Raw genomic sequence first — 21,714 nt, 5'->3', positions numbered from 1 at the left:
CGGTCTTTAAAACGAAAAATAGAGAGTCAAAAGACCCTCTCACTTATTTGTCCTATATGTTAAATGAATGCTTTTAACTTGGTACTTTGCATCATCATTACATGATCAAGAATCGCATGCACCCGCTCTTCGTCTAATCGATCGGTTCGTGACCCTTCACGAATGGAAAGTGCGTGAGAAACAACATCAGAGTCAGACCATCGCGACACCGCCCATAGCGCGCCCTTCGTTTTTGACGTCATCCGGCCATTTTCTTTGAAGCACCATGTGCGACAAGCATTCAAAACGGCTTCGTGACCATACGGATCATAAAATGGGTGAAAAACATGTGCCTTATGCCAACGAAGCGACCCTTTCATAGCCTCATTCAACCATGGTTTTGGCACAACCCCAAATACTTCTTCTATCGGTTTTCCGATGAGTGTCTTTCCAGATTGATAACAGATGGTAAAGTCCATCAATAACCCTTCGTCCATCCCTTCTTCTTTCACCTTTACACCGATATTTTGTTGAAATGTAAGCACGTATTCGTAAGATGGTAGTGAGTGCGGTTTAATAACCTCATCTTCTAATACGAACACAAGCTCCAAACCTGATCCTGGAGGATCCAACCTCTCTTCAGCTAATTGGTCGACCAATTTCAGTTTCACAGAATCTTTAAGTGGACGGTCCACTATGCACATCACATCCACATCGCTATTCGTCGGAATCCAATCGTCCATAACGAGCGATCCACTCAAATACACCCCTGTGAGTTGTTTTTTCAACAATGATTGCAACGTTGTGGCAAGGCGGTCCAAATAATCGTCAATCTGGTCGTCCATATACAGCATCTTCCCCCATCCATGTTGTAATGATGTAATGATACTTATCAATATCGTAATCGATTGTCGTTCCACTTGCAATGGGAAGGATGTCATTTGTCATACAACAGATAAAAAGAACGGAGTCAATGACCCCGTTTCAAAAGTTCCGTTCAATGTGTTGGAGGGAATTACATGCCATGATTACAGACCTGGGAGGTATGACAGAGCTAATCTTTACAAGCAAGACGTCCGGCGGATGACGTTTTTGCTTGCCTTATCATTCTATGATTATCTTTGAAAAACTAGTAATGGTCTTACCTATATCTAGCGAAATTCCATATACAACCACTCTAATCACATTTAACAATAATAGACCCTTTTAATCGACTTTTCGTTTTCCGTTTTTTCTCTGGTTTTGCCTTTGGTTTTGGCTCTGGATTGCCGTTGTAACACGAAGGATACCACGGCGGGGCAGGCTTTTGATAGCCACTATGATAGCAAGAACTTTCCTTATTCGAATGCTTCTTTCTACAAGAACATCCTGTCCAGTAGTGTCTTGATTGGTTCATATTTTCACTTCCTTTCTTTCTATCCTGTAAAGGGGAAGCAGTTATAAAACTGCTTCCCTCACGTACTTATTAGTCGTCGCACTCAATTTCAAACTTAATGCGGCAACGCTCTCCACGATCTTTGTCACATTTTTCTTTCTTCTTGTAGCAATGATCATAATCGTAGTCGTAATCATAATCATACTTGTCTTTACACCCACAGCCGCGATCTCTGTCACGTACTTCTCTACACTCACACTCAAAGCGCTTGCCCCGTCGGTTGCCGCCACCTCGGTTACCGCCACAGCCAAACAAATAGTCCCAATGATTATATGACATTTCAAACTCTCCTTTTTTCCTCATAAATTGTCTTACATTAAATCCTATGTCAGCTCTCACATTCGTTGTAATGACATAACCTAGCTATCGATAAAAAAGAGGGAAACGTCTATGAAATTGGGTAGTTTCACTGGATCGCAAAACATAAATCCACTGTGCATAAATCCTCTTGATGTGGATTACATTGTATTAATGAAGGAATGCAGGTGCTGCGAATGACAGAATTGTTACGTGTTCTCTTCGAACATCAGCCGGACTGGGTATACGGAGTGACTGGTTTTCTCATCATTGCTGGTGTACTCGTTCTTTTTGTGTTAATCGGACGCGCCGCGATGAAATATACAGAGAAGATCGATAAAGAATTAGGCTTCCAAAAAATTCAACAAGAATTGTTTACATCCAAATCTGAAGCTTCCTTACAAAAAGACATCTCGCTGCAAACAACACATGCAATGCAAAACGCAGAGCGATTTCTTGCGTCGCTGTCTCAATTAAAGGAACAAGAGTTACCGGTCACTGAACGATTAGAAGCGTATGAAAGCTTAATGATTCAACTCGTGAACACACTAAGTACCGATATTAAGTTCAAACCAGGAGAGGAACATTACTGCGCCATCTGGATCGAAGAAGAAGAAATTGATCGGCTCGTCCTATTTGCAGGTAACACCCGTTTTGATGAAGGAGATCAGAACGACCAACTTCCCATTCATGAAACAATTGCAGGGCGTTGTTTTCGCAAAAAAAGAAGAGAACACGTCCAGAACATTTACGCCGATGTTGATTATTATCCAACCGAGATGCTTAGAGTCGATTCCAAAGCGCTTCTTTGCTTCCCTTTATCCGAATGGGGAGTGTTAACCATTGATGCCCAGACGTCGTTTCAAAAAGAAGTAATTCCAATTGCCGCACTATACAGCAGATTTATTGAGCTGGCATTCATAGAATATAGTCAGACGCTTGATAATCAATTTGTCGATCAACAATTAAATGAGACAGAATACGATAGAAACAAGGGAGGTTGATGCAATTTGTCAGGAAAAGAACTGCTAAAAAAAGCCGCTGCGCGATCGGCAAAAAAGCGTGGCATTCTATCTGAATCCCATTATCACAAATGGCTGAGAACGCAAAGACAGGCCGCAGCCAGAGCATCCACTTCCGATTATTCGGAGGCAAAAAGACAACTGTTAAAGCGACTGTAAATTGTCATTTCCGATATCACACGTTCGTCCAAGTTGGGCGGGCGTGCTTTTTTAATCGTCCTCGACCTTAAAATCCAACGTATGCAATCTGATAACTTCCGCTTACTCATAAAAAAACCGCCAGACTCCAACGTGTGGAATCTGGCGGTCATCTTACCAAACTGCTCAGTTTTTTTATTTTTCATTGTCGTTCTTGTTGCGCTTGACAATCGACTCGAGAAGGTCGAGCAGTTCATCTTTGCTTAAATCATTCGTCTCACGGTCTGCGGACGTGTTATTCTCTTGTTTCTCTTCTTCTTGGTACTCTTCGTTCTGTTCTTCTCTCATTTCTTCGTGTCGGTCTTCAGCGTCTCTAGGCTCCGGATCAGCCGGCGCTTCTTCATCATCGACTTCTTCAATGTCCTCTGCTTGTGTCGACTTGTACGCTGACGGACGCCCTGCTTCGTGTGCGGGTAAATACATGCGTCGCTCTTCACCTGATTCATCGTAGTCGTTCACGACTACATACGGCGTCCGGCGTGAGCGTGTTTCTTTATCAAACAAGCTGTACATGACCGGAATAAACACGAGTGTAAGCACTGTACTACTAATGAGACCACCAATTACAGCAATCGCCATTGGCTGCTGCATTTCTGCACCTTCACCCATACCAATCGCAATCGGCACCATACCTAGAATTGCAGTGACAGATGTCATCACAATCGGTCGTGTTCTTAACTTCACAGATTCAACGAGCGCATCGTAGGTAGACAACCCTTTTCGCTTCTGTTGATTCACGAAGTCAAGCATGACAATTCCGTTGTTTACAGCAATACCTACGAGAATGATTACCCCGATAAAGGTCGTAATTCCGATAGCGGTTTGCGTTGCTGTAAGGGCAATTGCAACGCCGATAATAACGAGAGGAACCGTTAGCATCATAATAAATGGCAGCTAAATGACTCAAATTGTGCAGCATAATGAGATAAATGAAGGTAACCGCAAGCACAAGCGCAAGAACCATGCTCATCATGGCATCATCAAGAATTTCTTGCTCTCCGCCAAAGGAGAAGTTTGCTCCATCTGGCAACTCAACTTCATCAACAGATGAGACGATTGCATCTGACACATCACTGAGTACAGCAGCTGTCGTATAACCGACCGTAAACTCAACGGCTTCTTCTTGGTCCGCTCGTTGCACGGCTGCAGGGCTTTCTCCTTCAGTAATCTCAGCAATATCATTGAGGTTTACCGTTTCACCTTCGTTATTTCTGATCGTTAAGACTTCAAGTTCATCTACTGAATCGGTAAAACTTGCATCGAGACCAACGACAACTTCATACGTCGTTGTCGTGCCATTTGCATCCTCTTCTTCATCATCAGGAATTTGGACAGTTGCAACGGTCTCGCCTTGCGTGGCTTCATTGACTTGTGTCGCAACTTCTGCTGGTGTTAGACCGTTGTCTAATGCAGCCTCATCGTCGACTTCGATAAGGATTTCTGGCACCGTATCTTCGATACTAAGTTGTACCTCTTGAATGATGGAGTAATCAAGCAACTCATCTTGTAGCTCTTCAGCGAAATCATACAACTCACTACGCTCTGAGTGAGACACGATAAATGGTACCGTATTGGCTTCCCCACCCATCGCGGCGGTCATTGTATAGGCGCGTAACTCTTCAACACCGTCATCTGCACGTTCCAGTTCACGCGTAATTGATTCCACAAACTCCGCATCCGTCATTGTCCGCTCATCCATCGGAACCATGGATACGATGATCTGGGCAGTATGTGATTCACCTTCTCCACCCATATCCATTGACGTACCTCCAACGGAGGCCGAGTAATTGTCAATTTCTTGATAGTCATCCAATACATCTTCGATTGCCGTTACGGCTTCATCTGTTCGCTCTAGACTCGTACCAGATTCCATTTCAATATCGACGTTAAATGACGATTGATCAGCTTCTGGGAGGAGCTCTGTGCCGACTGTAAACAGTCCACCAATACCGCCAAAGAGAAGCAATAACGTAATCGCGATGACAGACTTGCGATGCCCGAGCGACCAGTGCGTAATATTTTCAAGTGATTTCATTGTCTTGCCTTGTCGGCGCTTTTCTTCAATGTCTTCTTTAGGTGCTTTTAATACACGGCTCGCAACCATCGGAACGACCGTAATCGCAACGAGGAGCGAAGACAATAAACTAAACGATACGGTTAAAGCTAGCTCACCAAAAATGTCTCCTACAATACCCGTAATAAATACGATTGGTAAGAAAACAGAAATGGTCGTTAGCGTTGAGGCCGTAATCGCCCCCATCACTTCTTTCGTACCTTCTCTCGCTGCCTCTTTTGCGTCTTTACCTTTGGATAGGTGGCGATAAATGTTCTCAATAACAACAATCGCGTTATCAATTACAAGACCAATTCCTAGGGCGAGACCCCCTAGCGTCATGATGTTTAATCCAATGTCCAAAAAGAACATAAACGCAAATGTAACGATCACCGAGAAAGGTATGGCCAAGCCAATGATAAATGGTGTTTTCAAGTTTCTTAAGAAGAAGAACAACACCGTCATTGCTAGCACACCACCAAGCACGAGTGCAGAAACAACACTGTTAATCGCTTGGTTTATAAAGTCCCCTTCATCATAAAGGGAGATAATACTCAAGTCTTCAAAATCACTGTCATTCATTAATTCGTCCAACCGCTCATTTACTGCATCAGATGTTGATGCCGTATTGGCGCTAGATTCTTGCATGATCGATAACATCATGGCATCTTCTTGGTTGGCTCTTGTAATGACCGTTTGATCTTCGGTAACAATGTCTACGTCCCCGACATCATCAATTGTTATTTGATCGCCCGATTCTGGATCAACACCTACGACTAGCTCGCGAATGTCATTCACTGATGTAAGTTCGCTAACGACCCTTGTCGTTAAACTCAGATCATCCTGGAGCACGGTACCACCAGGCATGGAAACGTTGTTTGATTGAATGGCTCCACTAACGTCGTCTTGTGCGACGTTGTTATCATCCATGAGTTCCCGATCAAGATTCACTTCTACAATTTCAGTTAGACTACCTGATTCATCAACGCTTGCTACACCTGGAATGTTCAACAACTCTTGTTCAAGGTCTAGCACGTCATCTTGAAAATCAATGATGTCATCTCCTGATGTGACGGCAAGTTGCATCATCGGGAACATGGATGGGTCAAATTGTAAGAAGCTCGGTTCATCCACACTATCAGGCAGATTCACCTGCCGTAACGTATTCATGATGTCCAGTTCAACATCTTCAATGTTTGTGTCCCAATCAAATTGCAAAATGATCATTGACGTGCTTCAGACGTATTCGACTGAATGAGATCTAAACCCGTTGTCGTCGCTAATTGCGCTTCTAGCGGTTCAGTCACTTCGGTTAGAACTTCTTCTGGCCCTGCATCTGGATACGATGCAATCACCGCTGCTACTGGAGGATCAATATCTGGAATTAATTGTAGCGGTAATCTCGTAGAAGAAACGAGACCTACAATTAAAAACAAAATCATGACGACGATTGTAAAAACCGGACGTCTGATCGAGAAATTTGTCATGTGTAAACCACCCCTATGCCCTATCAATTTTTATGTATTTTTTACGTATGGAAATGCACTTCATTAGCATACACCGGAACGATGAACTGATTATGAACCAACGTCACATTCTTACTGTTGTCACAAATTAGTCATAACTTACGGAAGGCATGATCGTCACAGTGAACGTCGACCCTTCGGTTATTTTACTCTGAACGTCGATCGAAAATCCATGTGCATCAACAATTCGTTGAACGAGAGGAAGTCCGAGACCATTGCCACTCTTTTCAGGCGTTCTTGCTTCATCTACCGTATAAAACCGGTCAAACACATAAGGAAGGTGTTCTTCAGAAATTCCGATTCCTTCGTCTTCGACGACCAACTTAATCTGTTGGGGAAGCACGATGACATTCACCCATATAGTGCCGTGACTGTGCGAGAATTTAATCGCATTTGTAAACAAGTTCATCCATACTTGTTCCATTAAATCTTGGTCTGCTTCAATGGTAATCGAAGGCAAATCAACTTGAATATCGATATGCTTCTCTTCCCAAAGTAAGCGAGTCGCTAAAATAACCCTACGAATTTGCTCATCCAAAGCATATGAAGTCATTTGCAGTGGATGATGTTCTGATTCTAACGAAGCGAGTTGCAGCAAGTGATCACTAAGCCGGGATAAACGTTGGGTACTCGACTGAATAATCGCTAAGTACTCTTCCCGCTCATTTTCTTTCACAACCTCGTCTCGAATCGCTTGAGTGAACCCATTGATCGTCGTCATCGGTGACTTAAACTCGTGGGATACGTTGCTCACGAACTCTTGTCGCATATTCTCCACTTTTTGCAACTCTTTGGACATGTAATTGAAATTGTCCACTAGCTCGCCAATTTCATCTTCCCTTTTTTTCTGAATGTAAACCGAAAAATCTCCAGTTGCCATTTTCTTTGCTGCTTTTGATAGCAAGTTGATCGGCGAGACGATCGGTGTGGAAGCGATGAGAAACAGTATGCTACCTACGATAAATACGACGAGCAATGAAGCAATGATAATATCACGAACAGCTTGTGATTCTGCTGACAAATCAACTTGGTAGACGAGCGTATGTAACTCTCCATTGATCGGTCGTGCGATGGCAATCTCAAACAACTCTTCCGTCCCTTTAAAAACAAAAGAAGATTCACCTTCACTTAGAGATGAGAAATTGTGGATGGAAGCGTCTGAAATGGGTTGTGCAGCTTCACTTCTGTATTGCAATTGTTGCTCTTCATCCAAAACAGTCAATGTTGCTTGATGTTCTCTCGCATTCGCTTCTAAATCGGCGATCGACGCTGCTTCTTCAGAAAGAAGCAAGGCATTGATGCCATCTTCAACTGTTGAAAGGGATTGTTCAGAACGATGATGTTCTGGGTAGAAAACGTATGTAAACATATAGGCTGCACATAGACTGATGAGCAGCACGACGATAAACATCGTGACGATTCTCGCGTGAAAGCTTTTTCGAAAAATAAAGATGAGCATTATCCATACTCCTCCATCGTATATCCCAACCCTCGAATGGTCCGAATCGATAGCCCTTCAAACGGGCGGATTTTCTCCCTTAATCGTTTAATATGCACATCGACCGTCCGATCATCCCCTTCATAGTCATGTCCCCATATGAGTTGTATCAATTGATCTCGAGTGAAAATCGTGCCTGGGAATTTCGCAAGATGAAACAGCAGTTCGCATTCTTTTCTTTTTAACGCAACCTCCGTCTTGTCACTCGTCACCTTAAGTTTATCCTTTTGAATGACGTACGGACCGATTTGAACTTCTTGTGCAGTGAACAACTCGTAGCGGTTTAGTAATGCTTTGACACGTAATACGAGCTCTACTGGATCAAACGGTTTCACAAGATAATCATCGGTACCTGCGTTAAATCCTTCAATTTTATCACTTGACTCGCCTTTTGCTGTCACGATGAGAATGGGCAATGTATAAGATTGGCGAATGAATTTCGTCACTTCCCAACCATTTACTTTTGGCATCATCACATCGATTATTGCTAAAGAAACGGGTTGTTCCTTCATTTTTTCTAGCGCTTCTTCTCCATCTACTGCTTCGATTACACGAAATTGATCATTTTCTAAGTACAAACGGATGAGTCTTCGTATGTTCGCATCGTCGTCAGCGACAAGAATGGTTGTCATACTTTCACCGCCCTTCCTCTGCAGTATACCCCTCGTGTATGAACTGAGGATGACATCACAAAAAACCTTCCGCTTCATTATAAATCAATGAAGCGAAAGGTTCATCTCTATTCATTCACTGGTTGTTTCTTTAAACCAGCACCAATTTTTTGCTTTTGAAGAAGTGGGTATAGTTTCAAAAATACTGGAACAAATACCGCACCGACGAGAATGCCTTTCATTAAATTAAATGGCAATATCCCTGCGAGAACCATTGTCATCATAATTTCAGGGGTAAATGGCATTTCCACAAGCCATACGTAAGCGGGTAAGAAAACAAAATAATTGAGTATGCTAAGAATAACGGTAAGTGAAAATGTTCCCACACCTACGCCAACAACGAGGCTGCGCGTTGTCCGGTACCGACGATAGATATACGCAATCGGCAACACAAATGCCAAGCTTGCGGTAAAATTCGTCACCATACCGATCGGGTCGCCCGCCCCCATAAATAGTGTATAAAGAGCGATTTTAATACCTGCGACGGCAATGCCTGCAACAGGCGAGAACAGAATGGCCGCTAACAGCACAGGAATTTCACTAAAATCAATGCTTAAAAACGGTGTAGCTGTTAGAAACGGCAACGGAAAGCTTAGAAACATAAACGCGGTACCTAGTGCACCAAGTATGGCGTAACTTACCATTCTGAACGTTTTGGATGATTGGTTGTTCATTATAATTGCCTCCCTTCTCCGGTAAAAAAGGGATAACAGAGTGGTTCACTTTGTTATGTTCGTTGTTTTTCATTGGAAAAGCCCCTCAACAGTAAACCGTGAGGGGCTTGAGCGATCATTAACAAAGCGTTCACCTAAACAAATCGGCCGCATGATAAACATGCTACCCATTGAGTAGGAACGACATTCTCTGCAATCTTCTCCCATCCAGACTATACTGTCGGTTCCGGAATCACACCGGATCAACCACTTATTAAATATAAAGTGGGTCACGGACTTGTTACAACGCGCGTAACTTACCGTCGGTCGGGAATTTCACCCTGCCCCGAAGATTTATATTAGATTATGTAACTTAGTGTATCGGATGATACGCAAACCGTCAACCATTTGTCCTCGATGTTTAAGATTACGCGCAATGGGTATGCTTTTTGAGACGTCTATTCACTACCTTGGGAGGCCCACAATGCACATCCGCTTTGGTTTTGTTGCCAATGCCCTTGACCTTTATGAAGCATCACCTGCAAAAACGGTTACGTTTTCTCGTTATAGCCAGCTTGGCGAGAAAGAAGGTAAAAAGAAATTGCATGACGTAACCGAAATGAATTTATTACGCACGAAACGGATTATCCATTACTTAATCGCCCATGAAATTCCGTTATATCGGTTCTCCTCTTCACTCGTTCCACTTGCCACACATCCTGATGCACGGTGGGACTATATCACGCCCTTTTCCCATTTATATAAAGAGATTGGCACTCTTGTTAAAACCCATCAATTACGAACGAGTTTTCATCCAAATCAGTTCACCCTGTTTACGAGTGATCGTGATCACGTTACTGAAAAAGCCGTTGAAGATTTGGTTTATCATTATGAGCTCGCAAAAGCGATGGATTTACATGAAGAGATTCGAATTAACATCCACGTTGGAGGCGCTTACGGTGATAAAGAGAAAGCGCTCGAACGGTTTCACAACAACATAAACAAGGTTCCCGCTCACATCTTAAAACAACTCACACTTGAGAATGACGATAAAACGTATACGACGACGGAAACACTCGCTGTCGCCGAGCAACACAGCATTCCGATGATGTTTGACTATCATCATTACGTGGCAAACCATACCGACGAAGAAGAGCTAACAGAGCTACTTCCTCGGGTTTTTGCGACTTGGGAATCCACTTCTCAACCTGCTAAAATTCACATTTCCTCGCCAAAAAGCAAAACCGCTTTTCGGAGCCATGCGGATTATGTCGATGAAACGTTTCTCGAGCCGCTGCTCGACGGTTTGAAAACCATTCGAGAAAATGTGGATTTTATGATTGAAGCTAAAGCTAAAGATCGCGCCTGTTTGTCTCTCATTGATCGCCTCTCCAAAAAGCGTGGCATGAATCAAGTTACAGGAGGCTCAATAGTTATTCGTTAAAGACGGCCACCGCACGAACCGGCGAACCATCTCCGCCTTTAATATGTAGTGGCAATCCTATCCAAAGAAACGGCTTTCTGACCGGTACACGGCCTAAGTTAACAAGGTTTGTGTACGTGACAATCCCGTGCCCTAACAGCGCTTTTTCTAAGTCAACATCAATTTCACCAGCGGCAAACGGCGGTGCGGCTTGTACAATCGCATCAAAGTCCTCGATGCCGACGTCTTGTCGAAAAACAAGCCCTGTTCGCTCTGGAAGATGATGAACATCATCCACGAGAACCGCAACGTGCACGAAAGTCGTAAGAGGGATCTGATCGATCGTGTGCTTTCCGGCATGCATGTGTGAGAACGCATCCACATGGGTACCGGTATGAGATCCTAAACTTAAACGACGGACTTCGAATCCTTGTTGCTCAATTGTCGTCGCAACGTCTAGGTTTACTTCCGGATCGCCAGGGTAGACCGGCATTCCGGATTCAATCGGTGCCGTTAAATCAATAATTTTCATTTTTTCTCCTTTGGATCCTCTCGTCATCCTAACGATTTTTAAAGATTTCTTGATTTGTTGTTCGTGTTTTCTTTCAATGAAGTATATTCATCCAATTGGCCAAAACCTGCAGAAAATCAAGCACCCCAAACGTTTGTTTACACGAACGTTTGGGGAGTTTTAAACCATCAGATTACACGACGTCATATCCTTGATCTTCAATTTCTTCTTTGATCTTATCCAATGTTACTTCGCTATCGTTAAAATTTACATCGACTTTGTTTTCGTCAAGGTGTACAACGACAGACGTTACACCGTTCATTTCCCCAACACTTGATTCAATTGCCTTCACACAGTGCCCACAAGACATACCTGTTACATTTAGTGTTGTATTCATTGCGATCCACCTCCTTCGTTCACTGCTCCATCTCCATGAAATGCTCGTCATTCAAGCGATGATTCTCGAATTTTTATTACATATTCTTCAAGTATGATCTTAACATAGAGAAGTCGGAAAATAACGTTTCGTTTTACAATGATTTATGCTCCTCGCTTAGCATTTCAAACGTTTAAAGACGCAATGCGTTCTGTAGCGGAGATTAATTAAGAATCAACCCTGTTTCTCATCGTCTCGGCGCTGACGTGCAACCCAGTAGTACTGAGTGACGACGCTATTGCTGCTTTTAACTCTTCATACACTTTTTCCTACATGTTGGTCATCCGCTCGTGCGCCTTATGCAAAACATGTAAATGCGTGTCTTCATTCAGTATACATTATAGCTATAAACAACACGCTGGAGGAGATAAGAGATGATTCAAATAACAGGGGTTTCCAAATCATATAAGAACAAAAACGCCTTACAAGCCATTGACATCGATATTCAACAAGGAGACTGCTTCGGTCTTGTCGGTCCAAATGGTGCAGGAAAATCTACACTAATCAAAATATTATCGTCGATTTTGCAACATGACCGGGGGAACATTACGATTCAAGAGCAACCACTCCAAAAGACGAGTCAAAATATGATTGGATACGTACCTCAAGACATTTGTTTAGAAGAAACACTCACTGCTGAGGATAACTTAACCTTTTTTGCTCGAATCCATCATTTAAAAGGAAAAGAAAGACGTGAAAGAATGGATGCTGTTCTCGAACAAATCAGCCTCACGAATCAAAGAAAAGATGTCGTGTCTACGTTTTCTGGAGGGATGAAGCGTAGACTTAACATCGGCTGCGCACTCTTACACGACCCCGATGTTCTCATTATGGATGAACCAACGGTCGGAATTGACCCCCAATCTCGTTACAATATCTATTCACTTATTCATCGTTTAAGACGTCTTGGCAAGACGATCATCTATACGAGTCATTACATGGAAGAAGTCGAACAGCTTTGCAATCGAGTGGCCTTTATCGATCACGGTGAAGTGGTCGCGTACGGTTCTCTTGCCCAGATTGCCAATCAACATGCCAAATCTGGGGTCTATGTTGAATTCCAATCTGAGCAATTCGACATATTGAAGCAATTTGAACATGTAGAGGAAAAAGGAAACGGGTATCGCATGCTTACAGAACAGCCATTGCAACTTTTAGAGAAAATGGCCCACCAATTTGAGCGAGATCACATCCCGATTGTTCGGCTTGAAGTATCGCAGCCAAAATTGGAAGACATCTTTCTCCAATTAACTGGGACTGCATTGCGAGAGGGGGACGCTCAGTAATGTTTTCAATGTATGTACTTGAAATGAAGAAAAACCTCAAAGACAAAGGATTAATTTTTTGGACATTACTTCTCCCGATTGCCTTTATCGTTGTGTTCGCATCGATTTTCGGATCGGACACAACAGATCAAGAATTAACATTGCATTACGTTGACACCGATCAAAGCGAAGCGTCTGCTGAACTCTTGCAAGAAATTTCCACACTTAAAAATGTCGAATTAGTAAAAGAAGAAAGCTACGCAAACAGTGTAGAACAAATCCAATCCGGTCAGATGAATGTGCTATTTCATCTCCCAGAAGGCTTCTCAAATGATGGGAGTACGCATTTATATTACGAACAAGTGCGCGAAGAAGTGGCTGCACCAGTGATTGCGATGTTAGAAAATTTGCGATACGGATTACAAGCAGAAGAGCAGTACACATTGGCACAAGAAGAGTGGGAAAACGCTGCCATGGTCGCTGAATTTTTCACGCCACCATTTACTATTTTTTATGAAGCACAAGATTCAGGTGGAGAGGTTGATGCAATTACTCATCTTATCCCAGGTTATGCCGTCATGTTCACGTTCTTTATTATGATTTCAATGGTCACCTCATTTATTAAAGATCAACGATCAGGTATGCTCTCACGGCTGGCAGCAACACCGCTTGCCCCGCTACAATACCTAGGTGGAAAGTGGATCGCTTTTATCACAATCGTCTTTTTGCAAGTCGTCATTCTTCTCCTGTTCGGTTACTTTGTGTACGATATCAACCTTGGAAATGTGCCCGCAATTACCGTTGTTTCCTTACTCCTTGCACTGACCGCGACAGGTCTTGGTCTTGGCCTTAGCCTTATTGTACGTACAGAGAATATGGGGATCGCACTCACACAAGTGATCGCTCTTGGTGGCGCAATTGTGGCTGGATTATGGATGCCTTTAGAATTTATGCCGTCCTTTATTCAAACCATCAGTGTCGGGTTACCCCAATATTGGGCGCACCAAGCATTTCTTGATGTGATGTCACGTGGGGCTACGATCGTTGACATTTGGCCCTCACTTGCAATGCTTCTTGGGTTTAGCATACTTGGCGCATTTATCGCTTGGCTTAGCTACGGGCGTTACGTGAAACACGCAAACTAGCGCATAGCTCAATAAATAGACGGGAAGCCTGAAAACATGACTATAGCGTATATGGCATTGCTAGGCTATACTAGAGAGAGTGAACGATACATGTAAGGGGGTTCATAATATGCAGGAGGATACCCTGATTGAACAGCCGGACAAAAAACCGGTTTCTCCACACACAAATGACGATAAGGAACGATTGTTGAAACGACTGCGTCGCGTAGAAGGTCAAATTCGCGGCTTGCAGAACATGGTTGAAGATGATCGATATTGCGTCGACATCCTCGTTCAAATTACAGCTGTTCAAGCCGCATTAAAGAAAGTCGGCTACTCGTTACTTGAACATCATACGAAAACGTGCGTCGTACACGACATCCAAAACGGCAAAGAACAAGAGTCCATCGATGAACTGATGAAAGTCATTCAGCAATACGCCAAATAAGTACAGGCGAGACGGTTTCATTTGCACAACGGGTGGTATATATGAAGTAACCTTCAACGAGGAGGACTTCAAAATGGGAAAAGGAAGTAAAGACCGTCTAAAAGGACTCGGCAACAAGATTAAAGGTTCTGCAGAAGATGCCGCAGGTAAAGCAACGAATGATCCTGATTTACAAGCAAAAGGGAAATTCGATAAAGTTAAAGGGACAGCTCAAGAAACAAAGGGCAAACTAAAAGATACGTAATGAATCAAAAAACGCAGATCTTAAACCGATCTGCGTTTTTTGCTATGTGGCCGAGAGGTCAGTTCTTATGAATTGACGTTCATCTTCATTTAACCCACATGCCCCACATTGGATGCGATTGCTCGGTCCACTATAAGGCAGGTGAAACGGGTCTAATTCTGATTGCTGGTATTCTTCTACTACATCCCCCGTTTGTGGATTCAGCTTCACCGCATGCGGAGACTGTTCAATAATGTGAAAACGTGTTTTATTCGTTTTGCATGCCGGGCATACATAATGGGTCGTCATCGAATCCCTCCTGTTTTATGATTATCGTTCCCTTGAGCTTGTTTCTTTATCCAAAAAAAGGATGCCGCATACAGCGGCACCCTTTTTTGCTTACTCTGGTACAACAACAACCCCACAACCAATTCGGTCTCCAGCGTCTCCTGCCTTCTTCGTTTCTTCATCCGCGCCCGGTGCGTCTGACTCTGAAGATTGATAACGGTCAGGAATGTTCGCAAAGTTATCGGCACCTTCATGAATCATCACAGACACATTCGCATCAATTAACTCTTCTGCACCAAATCGGTCCATCATAAAGGTCGCTTGTGCAGTGCCATCTTCATTCACATACAAGGACGGCATGTCTCCCGCATGATGATCATGAGAAACATCTTCAGGAGAGTAATGTCCACCCGCTGTCGTAAACGGACCGTCAGCCCCATTCGCTTCACAAATGCCTTTTTCATGAATATGGAACCCATGAAATCCTGCAGGCTCTAACCCTTCGACTTTCGTATGGACAACCGTCTTCCCTTGACTATCTTGGTAGAAATTCGCCTCGCCAATGACGTCTTGATTTACATTTATAATTTCTGCCATCGCTGACGGTTTCAACGGCGTATTCTCATGTTGAACGGCATTGACTTCTTCTACTTCATCCTCGCTAGGGGTTTGCTCATCTTGTGCACAGCCCGTAGCTAAAATCGCAACCATTGCCACGATCATATACTTTCTCAATTCCTACACCTCTTTTCTATTTACATGCTAGTTTTGCCAACATGTTTCTTCTTTCATACATGAAAGATCATTCCAAAAAATAGGTGTAGGGATCGTTTACTTTACACAGTAGGTTCGATTTTTTCTCCATTAATCCATGTGCTCAAATGCGTGGATGCATAATGGAACGGGTGGTCTGTCCAGATCGCAAAGTCTGCGTCCATCCCACTAGCGAGGTGACCGATTCGATTCTCTAACCCGAGATGTTTAGCCGCATTTGACGTAACAGCTTTCATGGCCGTCTTTTCACTTAGGCCAGCAGTGATTGCTTTTGATGCACTTACGAGCAAATGCTCAATGGCAATGACAGGATGATCCGTCGTAATCGCAATATTAACTCCTCTCATCTCAAGCTCCATTAGTGTGTGCCAACTTTTTTGACTCGTTTCGATTTTTGATTTTGGTGACATCGTTGGGCCAACTGACACCGATACATCGTGCATCGCCACATGATCAGCAATCAAATGGGCTTCCGTCCCGTGTTCTAACGTTAAATCAAAATCAAACTCCTTCTTTAATCGAAGGACTGTAACAATGTCATCTGCTCGGTGCGCATGAATGCGGAATGGAATTTCTTTTCGCAATACTTTCGCTAACTGCTCATAACCAAGCTTAAAATCTGTCGTCCCGGCTTTTCGTTTTTCCATATACTCTTTCGTACGATACATTTCTTCACGAAAGATTGAGGCAATGCCCATACGTGTAATCGGCTTTTTCGTACGAGAACCATACACACGTTTCGGGTTTTCCCCAAACGCCGCCTTCATACCCGACGGCGCTGCAATCGCCATATGATCAGCAATACTTCCTGATGTTTTCACTGTGCACATTTCTCCACCGATCACATTCGCACTTCCTGGCAACACCTGCACCGTCGTTACACCCGTCCGGATCGCATTTTGAAACCCTTCCTCTAAAGGATTGAGGCCATCAAGAGCGCGGACTTCTGGCGTGACCGGGTCGCTCGTTTCGTTGAAATCTGCCCTGCTTGCCCGATCCCCTCTTCACTTACACCTAGATGCGTATGCACATCAATAAATCCAGGGGTTATATACCCGCCGCGAACATCGACTTTCTCCGCCTGAGAAGGAATATCCCCTTCCTTTACAATTTGTTTCACTTTTCCGTCTTCAATTAATAGCGCTTGCCCTTCATATTTTTCACCGTCTCCATTAAAAATTGTTCCATTATAAAAAGCTTTCACTTATAACCACTCCTTTCAAACAGTGTAACAAAAGACGATAAATCTGGACATCGATCATGCTCGATAGGGAAAAACCAACAAAATATTATTGACAAAAACGAACAAATCAGCCTATAATATTGTTGTCGCCATTACTTATACGTTCCGTTAGCTCAGTTGGGAGAGCGCCACCTTGACAGGGTGGAGGTCACTGGTTCGAGCCCAGTACGGGACACCATTTAATATAATTACGACAGGGTCGTTCCTTTAGGTTCGATCCTTTTTGATGTTTTTATATCTACATTTGCGCAATCTACGTCTAGCTAGATCAAATACTTTTTCCGAAAAATATATTTTCCTATTTCTTCTATATTATATAATTGTTTCCGATATTATAGTAATATATAATCATTACTTTAGTATTTGGAGGGATTTGATGGCAATTTTGTTTGGGTTATTCGCTTTTTTTGCGGCATTTGCTTCTTTCGGTCTATTTGATGGTTTCTTTTATCCTCTTTTTTACGAAGCGGGAATATTTTAAGAGGACGATGATTGCAAGTGTTGGTTCTTTTGGTGCGATGGTTTTATCTTTTGTGATGATGGGGGTTTTATTACCTAACGATTCGTCGGAAGACGTCGCTCGTGCAGATGAAGAGCCTGCTGAAGAAGAAGAGGTTAACGAGGTGGAAGAGTCTGTGTCTGAAGTCCACTCTGTTGAGTTAGACGCAAGTATAAACTTTGGTTCGACTGAAGACGAAATACACATATCTGGAGACACAAGCTTTGAAGATGGGGTTACTCTTACATATACGATTTCAAATTTAGATCACATGGATGAATTTATTGAAGGAGATATCGAAGTACAAGATGGTGAATTCGCTACTAGAGTAGATATTTCTAGCTTTCAGGATGGGGAAGTTCATGTTGTTTTAGGGTATTATCCGTTTGCTCAAACTGAAGATATTACGGAGAAGTACGGTTTTGAAGGTGAGTATATTGGTCACGATCATATTGATGAGTTCGGTGAAATTCGTTTTGAAGAAACCTTTGTTCGCTCTCACCCTGTTGAATTGAGCGGAAGTGGTGATACCGCTACTGATTCATTTAGTCTGAATGCTGGATTTGCGGTTATCAATGCAACACATCAAGGGTCAAGCAATTTTGCTTTGTATTTAAAAGATGAATATGGTGGCCAAGATCTTTTAGTGAATGAGATTGGCAATTATGACGGAGAAACGTTTGCTGTTATTCCTCAAACTGATGATTTTTATTTGGAAGTTAAAGCGGATGGCAGTTGGGAAGCTTCCGTTACGCAAACGATTCCAGAAGAAGTCACTAACGAAGATGACTCGATTGAAGGAACCGGAGACTCCGTCGTCTTTGTGGATATGAGTAGCGGTAACAAACGACTTTCCTTCACCCATAGCGGTGATAGCAACTTTGTCGTACGATTAAACGGGCAAAATTTACTCGTTAATGAGATTGGGCATTATGAAGGGAACCAAACGTTTATGTTTAATGATGATGATGTTTATGCGTTTGAGGTTCTTGCTGACGGAAAGTGGCGTATTGATATCGATTAAAAAAATAGGGAGACCGCAAACATTGTTGATGCGGTCTCCTTATTTTTAGCGATACTGCACGAAAACTTTTAAGGGGCGAATTTTTTGTGCAGCTAGTCAGTGAAAACATTCAATCAGCTCAGATTGTTCAATGGTTTGCTCAAATAGTTCATAAACGTAAGGTGTGTCGCTTACTTGTTGGAAAAACCACTCAAAGTGTTCACGATAATTCCAACCATCACTCGAACGGAAAAGAGTAAGTTCTTTACGAAAGTAATCATCCGTTAACTCAAATGGGTCGCTATTTCCATCAGACAACAAACAAATGCTTCCGTTAGTGCACATTAGCCGCTGTAATTGACCAAATGCGCGATTGGAAGCTGAACACTCAAGACCGTAATCGTAATAACCGTCGAGCTTATGAGAACCTTCATCGACATGTTCTTTTGCTCCGAATGTTTTGGCGAGTTGCATTCGAGCTGCGTTCGGCTCGATTACATCGACGTTCCTCACACCGTAAAATTGTTTCAAATAATAAACCGCCCAAAGCCCGATTACGCCCATGCCTGAAATAACGACACGATCTTCTCTGCGCGGTGCCAATTTTCTGACCCCTTTTGCTGCATCGCAACTAAGTATGGCGAGGAGTGCGGCTCTCTCGTTCACATGATCAGGCAGCAGGATGACTTGGTTCTCCTTACAAATCTCGATATTCTTGTGTCCGTAGAAGGCAACAACTCGATCTCCTGGCTGCACTGTGTTAACCTCGTTACCTATTTGAACCACTTCTGCGACGTTTTCATACCCTGTTTGTATTGGGTACACGTTCACAGCACCAAAGTAAGCAGACAGTTCTGCCCCAATGCTAATACTTGATGCCAACGTTTGGACGAGCACTTCATCGTGTTTAGGTTTCTGTATCGATTCCGTTTTCCATTGGAATGTTTGTTTATCTATTAACTGCAATTCACTTTGTGCGAACATTCCGAACCCTCATTTTTTAGAAAAGAAGCAGGCTGTTGCCTGCTTCTTTTCGTTTGCTATTGGTTTAGCTCTCCAAGTTAGAAACGGTTCCCTTTCTTTTGTTGAAGCTGTTGCATTTTATTTTTGATTCGGGACTCTCTTCGTTCTGTTTCCTCGCGGTCTTGCTGAATGTGTGTGACTTGATCGTCATCAATCGTAAGTTGAAGCCATTCCCCTTCTTTCACACCGTCAGGAAGCGCTTCTACAGACACAATTCTTTCTTTCTCGTCTTCGCCTACGAGTAACACAGCATGTATGCTGTCTTCAATACGGTCGATTACTGCTTGAACGGTTTGCATCATTGCCTCCTATTCAATAAAGCATACACTGTTTTCTGATTCGATTTGTTCTAGTCGTTGCTCTCCTATACCGTCAATTTGCATAAGATCATTATATGATGAAAACGGACGCAAAGCTATCATTTGCTCGGCACGCTCCGGTCCGATGTGAGAGATCTCTTGAAGTTCTTTGGCGTTTGCATTGTTTACTGCGACTTGCCCAGCTTCACAAAGAGATTCGGGTCCTTTCGCACCGTCCCCGGTACGCACGACGTAGTCCCGGCCATTTGTATAAATTGTCACCACCCCATCGGTGTCGGTTCCGTACACATCAGCTCCAGTAGCTGTGAGGCGCTGTAGTGCTTCTTCATGGGGATGACCAAACGAATTGTCCTCACCTGCTGAGTAGATGGCTATTTCCGGCTGCACTTCTTGGAGAAAGCTTTCTGAGCTTGAACGATTTGATCCGTGATCGGCGACTTTTAGAATGTGTGAAGATAGGTCCATCTCTCGTGATACAAGCTCACCCTCTGCGTGTTCATCTATATCTCCAGTAAAAAGCATGCTCACATCCCCATAATTAAACTTTACAACGAGAGCGTTGTTATATTTATTCTCTCCTCGTTGTTCTGGATGCAACACACTTAACTGCCCTCTTTCTAGCAGTGTGCTATCTCCTGCTTTTGGTTCATGATAAACCGCACCAGACGATTGAATTGCATCAAGTGCTCGTTCAAACGTTTCAGTTGTCTCAGCATCTCCGTTCATCCATACTTCGTGTACCATAAATTCCTCCAGAATCTCTGGAAGCTGGCCGATATGGTCGTCATGAACATCGGAACCAATAAACAAATCAAGCTCTTCAATATCTCGGTCGTGTAGAAAATCTACGACAGCTGTATCATCATGACGACCAGCATCAATAAGAATATTGAATTCTTCAGTTTCCAACAGTACCGCATCTCCTTGACCCGCATCGATAAAATGTGCCAAAAGGTCTGGCAGTTCATCAACTTCTTTGATTTGCTCATCTTGTGGATCGTTGTTCGCTAAATGTTGTATTCTTCCTAGTTCTTCTTCTGAAATGGCGTTGTTTTCACCATTCATACTACAAGCGGTTATGAGTGCGAAAAGTATAATAAAGCATGCATACAATCCCGTGCGTTTCATATCCAACCCCCTAATCATTTTTTGTAGTATAAGGAGTTGGACGGCGATTTATCCGAAAAAAGAACAGCAAGTGATGACTGAATCGCACAACGTACAGAAGTATTGTTTGATCAGAAATTCCACTGAACTATTCGCGATGCCACCAGTTTTTTGTGAAAGTAAAAGCCTGTCAAAATCAATGATACCACCATTGAGTGCTGGTGCAAAAACCGACAAGCTACCGTTTGTCTTGTGCGACTGACTCGATGAAAAGATGCGATGCACTAAAGAAATTCGTTGATTCTTGAGGTGGTTATGCTGCATTAAATTTTTATCTCCTATACGCTCGGCATAAGAAATTCCATTACTCTTTTCGGTCACAAAAGCCAACATCACATCAGCACGAGGTATACCAAAGACTTTATGGTTTTTCTTCGGCACCTGAGGTGCCGATGGTTACTAGCTCATGAGGTTCATGTGAATAAATCGACAACTTCGCTGACGATCGTTGGTCGTTAATGCAAGGGTTGCGAGCACCACAGAAAATGTTTGCCAAAGGGCATAAAGGCGTGACCGGTGGTCACTACCTGGCGCCAGGAATGTTATGGCCTGTTACTTATGTGACCATTCAGCTCTCAAACCGTGCACATTCACGTTTAAAATCATGATTTTCTTGCTCAAGTGTCACAATAATG

Annotated in this window: 25 protein-coding genes, 1 tRNA gene and 1 riboswitch; of the genes, 8 read left to right on the top strand and 18 right to left on the bottom strand. The window is 43.1% G+C overall.

Annotated elements, in window-relative coordinates; all coding sequences use genetic code 11:
* Positions 1 to 59: 59 nt before the first annotated feature.
* On the bottom strand, positions 60 to 920 hold the full coding sequence (locus JCM19039_RS19615) for an aminoglycoside adenylyltransferase domain-containing protein (RefSeq protein ID WP_081834640.1): 861 nt from the start codon (positions 918 to 920) through the stop codon (positions 60 to 62).
* 496 nt (positions 921 to 1,416) lie between these two features.
* Positions 1,417 to 1,665 carry a hypothetical protein gene (locus JCM19039_RS19610; protein WP_152550291.1) on the bottom strand — a complete coding sequence of 83 codons (249 nt, stop codon included), beginning with the start codon at positions 1,663 to 1,665 and terminating at the stop codon, positions 1,417 to 1,419.
* 243 nt (positions 1,666 to 1,908) lie between these two features.
* On the opposite strand from JCM19039_RS19610, the gene JCM19039_RS19605 reads away from it, so the two are divergent.
* The gene (locus JCM19039_RS19605; protein WP_042430470.1) at positions 1,909 to 2,715 is read left to right on the top strand and encodes a GAF domain-containing protein; all 807 of its coding nucleotides are present in this window, start codon (positions 1,909 to 1,911) and stop codon (positions 2,713 to 2,715) included.
* Positions 2,716 to 3,066: 351 nt separating this feature from the next.
* Here the strand turns inward: JCM19039_RS19605 and JCM19039_RS26775 are convergent, their stop codons facing one another.
* From JCM19039_RS26775 to JCM19039_RS19585, 6 genes are all read right to left on the bottom strand, one after another.
* Complete coding sequence (locus JCM19039_RS26775; protein WP_255343724.1) at positions 3,067 to 3,774, bottom strand: efflux RND transporter permease subunit; 708 nt, start codon at positions 3,772 to 3,774, stop codon at positions 3,067 to 3,069.
* A complete protein-coding gene (locus JCM19039_RS19600) occupies positions 3,674 to 6,211 on the bottom strand; it encodes an efflux RND transporter permease subunit (RefSeq protein ID WP_255343720.1) in 2,538 nt (845 codons plus the stop codon). The genes JCM19039_RS26775 and JCM19039_RS19600 overlap by 101 nt, the downstream gene beginning before the upstream one ends.
* On the bottom strand, positions 6,208 to 6,471 hold the full coding sequence (locus JCM19039_RS26770) for an efflux RND transporter permease subunit (protein ID WP_255343718.1): 264 nt from the start codon (positions 6,469 to 6,471) through the stop codon (positions 6,208 to 6,210). Before JCM19039_RS26770 ends, JCM19039_RS19600 begins: the two co-directional genes overlap by 4 nt.
* 127 nt (positions 6,472 to 6,598) lie before the next feature.
* Positions 6,599 to 7,969 carry a cell wall metabolism sensor histidine kinase WalK gene (locus JCM19039_RS19595; protein ID WP_052398979.1) on the bottom strand — a complete coding sequence of 457 codons (1,371 nt, stop codon included), beginning with the start codon at positions 7,967 to 7,969 and terminating at the stop codon, positions 6,599 to 6,601.
* A complete protein-coding gene (locus JCM19039_RS19590) occupies positions 7,969 to 8,640 on the bottom strand; it encodes a response regulator transcription factor (RefSeq protein WP_042430468.1) in 672 nt (223 codons plus the stop codon). The genes JCM19039_RS19595 and JCM19039_RS19590 overlap by 1 nt, the downstream gene beginning before the upstream one ends.
* Before the next feature lie 107 nt (positions 8,641 to 8,747).
* Positions 8,748 to 9,353, bottom strand: a complete 606-nt coding sequence (locus JCM19039_RS19585; RefSeq protein ID WP_042430464.1) for an ECF transporter S component — start codon at positions 9,351 to 9,353, stop codon at positions 8,748 to 8,750.
* A 191-nt stretch (positions 9,354 to 9,544) separates the two neighbouring features.
* A riboswitch (FMN riboswitch) is annotated at positions 9,545 to 9,690 on the bottom strand.
* A gap of 126 nt (positions 9,691 to 9,816) precedes the next feature.
* Here JCM19039_RS19585 and uvsE point away from each other — a divergent pair.
* On the top strand, positions 9,817 to 10,776 hold the full coding sequence (gene uvsE / locus JCM19039_RS19580; RefSeq protein WP_042430461.1) for a UV DNA damage repair endonuclease UvsE: 960 nt from the start codon (positions 9,817 to 9,819) through the stop codon (positions 10,774 to 10,776).
* On the opposite strand, the gene JCM19039_RS19575 is transcribed toward uvsE, so the two are convergent.
* Both JCM19039_RS19575 and copZ read right to left on the bottom strand, forming a co-directional pair.
* Complete coding sequence (locus JCM19039_RS19575) at positions 10,766 to 11,287, bottom strand: cyclase family protein (protein WP_042430458.1); 522 nt, start codon at positions 11,285 to 11,287, stop codon at positions 10,766 to 10,768. The two genes, uvsE and JCM19039_RS19575, sit on opposite strands and share 11 nt — an antisense overlap.
* A 172-nt stretch (positions 11,288 to 11,459) precedes the next feature.
* Complete coding sequence (copZ, locus tag JCM19039_RS19570; RefSeq protein ID WP_042430452.1) at positions 11,460 to 11,663, bottom strand: copper chaperone CopZ; 204 nt, start codon at positions 11,661 to 11,663, stop codon at positions 11,460 to 11,462.
* Between the two features lie 413 nt (positions 11,664 to 12,076).
* Between copZ and JCM19039_RS19565 the strand changes: the two genes are divergently transcribed.
* The 4 genes from JCM19039_RS19565 (at position 12,077) to JCM19039_RS23430 (ending at position 14,783) form a co-directional block, all read left to right on the top strand.
* On the top strand, positions 12,077 to 12,988 hold the full coding sequence (locus JCM19039_RS19565) for an ABC transporter ATP-binding protein (RefSeq protein ID WP_042430449.1): 912 nt from the start codon (positions 12,077 to 12,079) through the stop codon (positions 12,986 to 12,988).
* Positions 12,988 to 14,112, top strand: a complete 1,125-nt coding sequence (locus JCM19039_RS22675; protein WP_052398978.1) for an ABC transporter permease — start codon at positions 12,988 to 12,990, stop codon at positions 14,110 to 14,112. Before JCM19039_RS19565 ends, JCM19039_RS22675 begins: the two co-directional genes overlap by 1 nt.
* A 109-nt stretch (positions 14,113 to 14,221) precedes the next feature.
* Positions 14,222 to 14,539: a metal-sensing transcriptional repressor gene (locus JCM19039_RS19555; RefSeq protein ID WP_042403542.1), complete on the top strand. Its 318-nt coding sequence runs from the start codon at positions 14,222 to 14,224 to the stop codon at positions 14,537 to 14,539.
* Between the two features lie 73 nt (positions 14,540 to 14,612).
* Positions 14,613 to 14,783, top strand: coding sequence for a CsbD family protein (locus JCM19039_RS23430; RefSeq protein WP_081829423.1), 171 nt, complete (start codon positions 14,613 to 14,615; stop codon positions 14,781 to 14,783).
* Positions 14,784 to 14,825: 42 nt separating this feature from the next.
* Here the strand turns inward: JCM19039_RS23430 and JCM19039_RS19550 are convergent, their stop codons facing one another.
* The 4 genes from JCM19039_RS19550 to JCM19039_RS27575 form a co-directional block, all read right to left on the bottom strand.
* Positions 14,826 to 15,071, bottom strand: coding sequence for a hypothetical protein (locus tag JCM19039_RS19550; protein WP_042430447.1), 246 nt, complete (start codon positions 15,069 to 15,071; stop codon positions 14,826 to 14,828).
* Between the two features lie 90 nt (positions 15,072 to 15,161).
* The gene (locus JCM19039_RS22670) at positions 15,162 to 15,785 is read right to left on the bottom strand and encodes a superoxide dismutase family protein (RefSeq protein ID WP_052398977.1); all 624 of its coding nucleotides are present in this window, start codon (positions 15,783 to 15,785) and stop codon (positions 15,162 to 15,164) included.
* Positions 15,786 to 15,886: 101 nt separating this feature from the next.
* Entirely contained in the window at positions 15,887 to 16,696 is an 810-nt protein-coding gene (locus JCM19039_RS19540) for an amidohydrolase family protein (RefSeq protein WP_307190312.1), read from the bottom strand.
* A gap of 41 nt (positions 16,697 to 16,737) precedes the next feature.
* Positions 16,738 to 17,028 (bottom strand): hypothetical protein, encoded by a 291-nt coding sequence (locus JCM19039_RS27575; protein ID WP_307190311.1) that lies wholly within the window; start codon positions 17,026 to 17,028, stop codon positions 16,738 to 16,740.
* Positions 17,029 to 17,169: 141 nt separating this feature from the next.
* Here JCM19039_RS27575 and JCM19039_RS19535 point away from each other — a divergent pair.
* Positions 17,170 to 17,245 (top strand) — tRNA-Val (locus JCM19039_RS19535).
* A gap of 310 nt (positions 17,246 to 17,555) precedes the next feature.
* Positions 17,556 to 18,590 carry a hypothetical protein gene (locus JCM19039_RS22665; RefSeq protein ID WP_052398976.1) on the top strand — a complete coding sequence of 345 codons (1,035 nt, stop codon included), beginning with the start codon at positions 17,556 to 17,558 and terminating at the stop codon, positions 18,588 to 18,590.
* Between the two features lie 96 nt (positions 18,591 to 18,686).
* Here JCM19039_RS22665 and JCM19039_RS19525 read toward each other — a convergent pair whose 3' ends face one another.
* From JCM19039_RS19525 to JCM19039_RS24040, 4 genes are all read right to left on the bottom strand, one after another.
* The gene (locus JCM19039_RS19525) at positions 18,687 to 19,553 is read right to left on the bottom strand and encodes a zinc-binding alcohol dehydrogenase (RefSeq protein WP_042430445.1); all 867 of its coding nucleotides are present in this window, start codon (positions 19,551 to 19,553) and stop codon (positions 18,687 to 18,689) included.
* Between the two features lie 77 nt (positions 19,554 to 19,630).
* Complete coding sequence (locus JCM19039_RS19520) at positions 19,631 to 19,891, bottom strand: DUF3006 domain-containing protein (RefSeq protein ID WP_042430442.1); 261 nt, start codon at positions 19,889 to 19,891, stop codon at positions 19,631 to 19,633.
* A 9-nt stretch (positions 19,892 to 19,900) separates the two neighbouring features.
* On the bottom strand, positions 19,901 to 21,040 hold the full coding sequence (locus JCM19039_RS19515) for an MBL fold metallo-hydrolase (protein ID WP_052398975.1): 1,140 nt from the start codon (positions 21,038 to 21,040) through the stop codon (positions 19,901 to 19,903).
* Between the two features lie 48 nt (positions 21,041 to 21,088).
* On the bottom strand, positions 21,089 to 21,460 hold the full coding sequence (locus JCM19039_RS24040; RefSeq protein WP_152550290.1) for a hypothetical protein: 372 nt from the start codon (positions 21,458 to 21,460) through the stop codon (positions 21,089 to 21,091).
* Positions 21,461 to 21,714 lie beyond the last annotated feature (254 nt).

It is taken from the genome of Geomicrobium sp. JCM 19039 (genome assembly GCF_000698145.1).
GTDB lineage: Bacteria > Bacillota > Bacilli > Bacillales > Marinococcaceae > Geomicrobium_A.
The sequence above is the reverse complement of the archived record's forward strand: the minus strand, read 5'-3'. Positions and strand labels throughout refer to the sequence as shown.

Coding starts and splice junctions, on each gene's coding strand:
- JCM19039_RS19615 (WP_081834640.1), bottom strand. CDS start 920: ATGACATCCTTCCCATTGCAAGTGGAACGACAATCGATTACGATATTG.
- JCM19039_RS19605 (WP_042430470.1), top strand. CDS start 1,909: ATGACAGAATTGTTACGTGTTCTCTTCGAACATCAGCCGGACTGGGTA.
- JCM19039_RS19600 (WP_255343720.1), bottom strand. CDS start 6,211: ATGATCATTTTGCAATTTGATTGGGACACAAACATTGAAGATGTTGAA.
- JCM19039_RS26770 (WP_255343718.1), bottom strand. CDS start 6,471: ATGACAAATTTCTCGATCAGACGTCCGGTTTTTACAATCGTCGTCATG.
- JCM19039_RS19595 (WP_052398979.1), bottom strand. CDS start 7,969: ATGCTCATCTTTATTTTTCGAAAAAGCTTTCACGCGAGAATCGTCACG.
- JCM19039_RS19590 (WP_042430468.1), bottom strand. CDS start 8,640: ATGACAACCATTCTTGTCGCTGACGACGATGCGAACATACGAAGACTC.
- JCM19039_RS19585 (WP_042430464.1), bottom strand. CDS start 9,353: ATGAACAACCAATCATCCAAAACGTTCAGAATGGTAAGTTACGCCATA.
- uvsE (WP_042430461.1), top strand. CDS start 9,817: ATGCACATCCGCTTTGGTTTTGTTGCCAATGCCCTTGACCTTTATGAA.
- JCM19039_RS19575 (WP_042430458.1), bottom strand. CDS start 11,287: ATGAAAATTATTGATTTAACGGCACCGATTGAATCCGGAATGCCGGTC.
- copZ (WP_042430452.1), bottom strand. CDS start 11,663: ATGAATACAACACTAAATGTAACAGGTATGTCTTGTGGGCACTGTGTG.
- JCM19039_RS19565 (WP_042430449.1), top strand. CDS start 12,077: ATGATTCAAATAACAGGGGTTTCCAAATCATATAAGAACAAAAACGCC.
- JCM19039_RS22675 (WP_052398978.1), top strand. CDS start 12,988: ATGTTTTCAATGTATGTACTTGAAATGAAGAAAAACCTCAAAGACAAA.
- JCM19039_RS19555 (WP_042403542.1), top strand. CDS start 14,222: ATGCAGGAGGATACCCTGATTGAACAGCCGGACAAAAAACCGGTTTCT.
- JCM19039_RS23430 (WP_081829423.1), top strand. CDS start 14,613: ATGGGAAAAGGAAGTAAAGACCGTCTAAAAGGACTCGGCAACAAGATT.
- JCM19039_RS19550 (WP_042430447.1), bottom strand. CDS start 15,071: ATGACGACCCATTATGTATGCCCGGCATGCAAAACGAATAAAACACGT.
- JCM19039_RS22665 (WP_052398976.1), top strand. CDS start 17,556: ATGATTGCAAGTGTTGGTTCTTTTGGTGCGATGGTTTTATCTTTTGTG.
- JCM19039_RS19525 (WP_042430445.1), bottom strand. CDS start 19,553: ATGTTCGCACAAAGTGAATTGCAGTTAATAGATAAACAAACATTCCAA.
- JCM19039_RS19520 (WP_042430442.1), bottom strand. CDS start 19,891: ATGCAAACCGTTCAAGCAGTAATCGACCGTATTGAAGACAGCATACAT.
- JCM19039_RS19515 (WP_052398975.1), bottom strand. CDS start 21,040: ATGAAACGCACGGGATTGTATGCATGCTTTATTATACTTTTCGCACTC.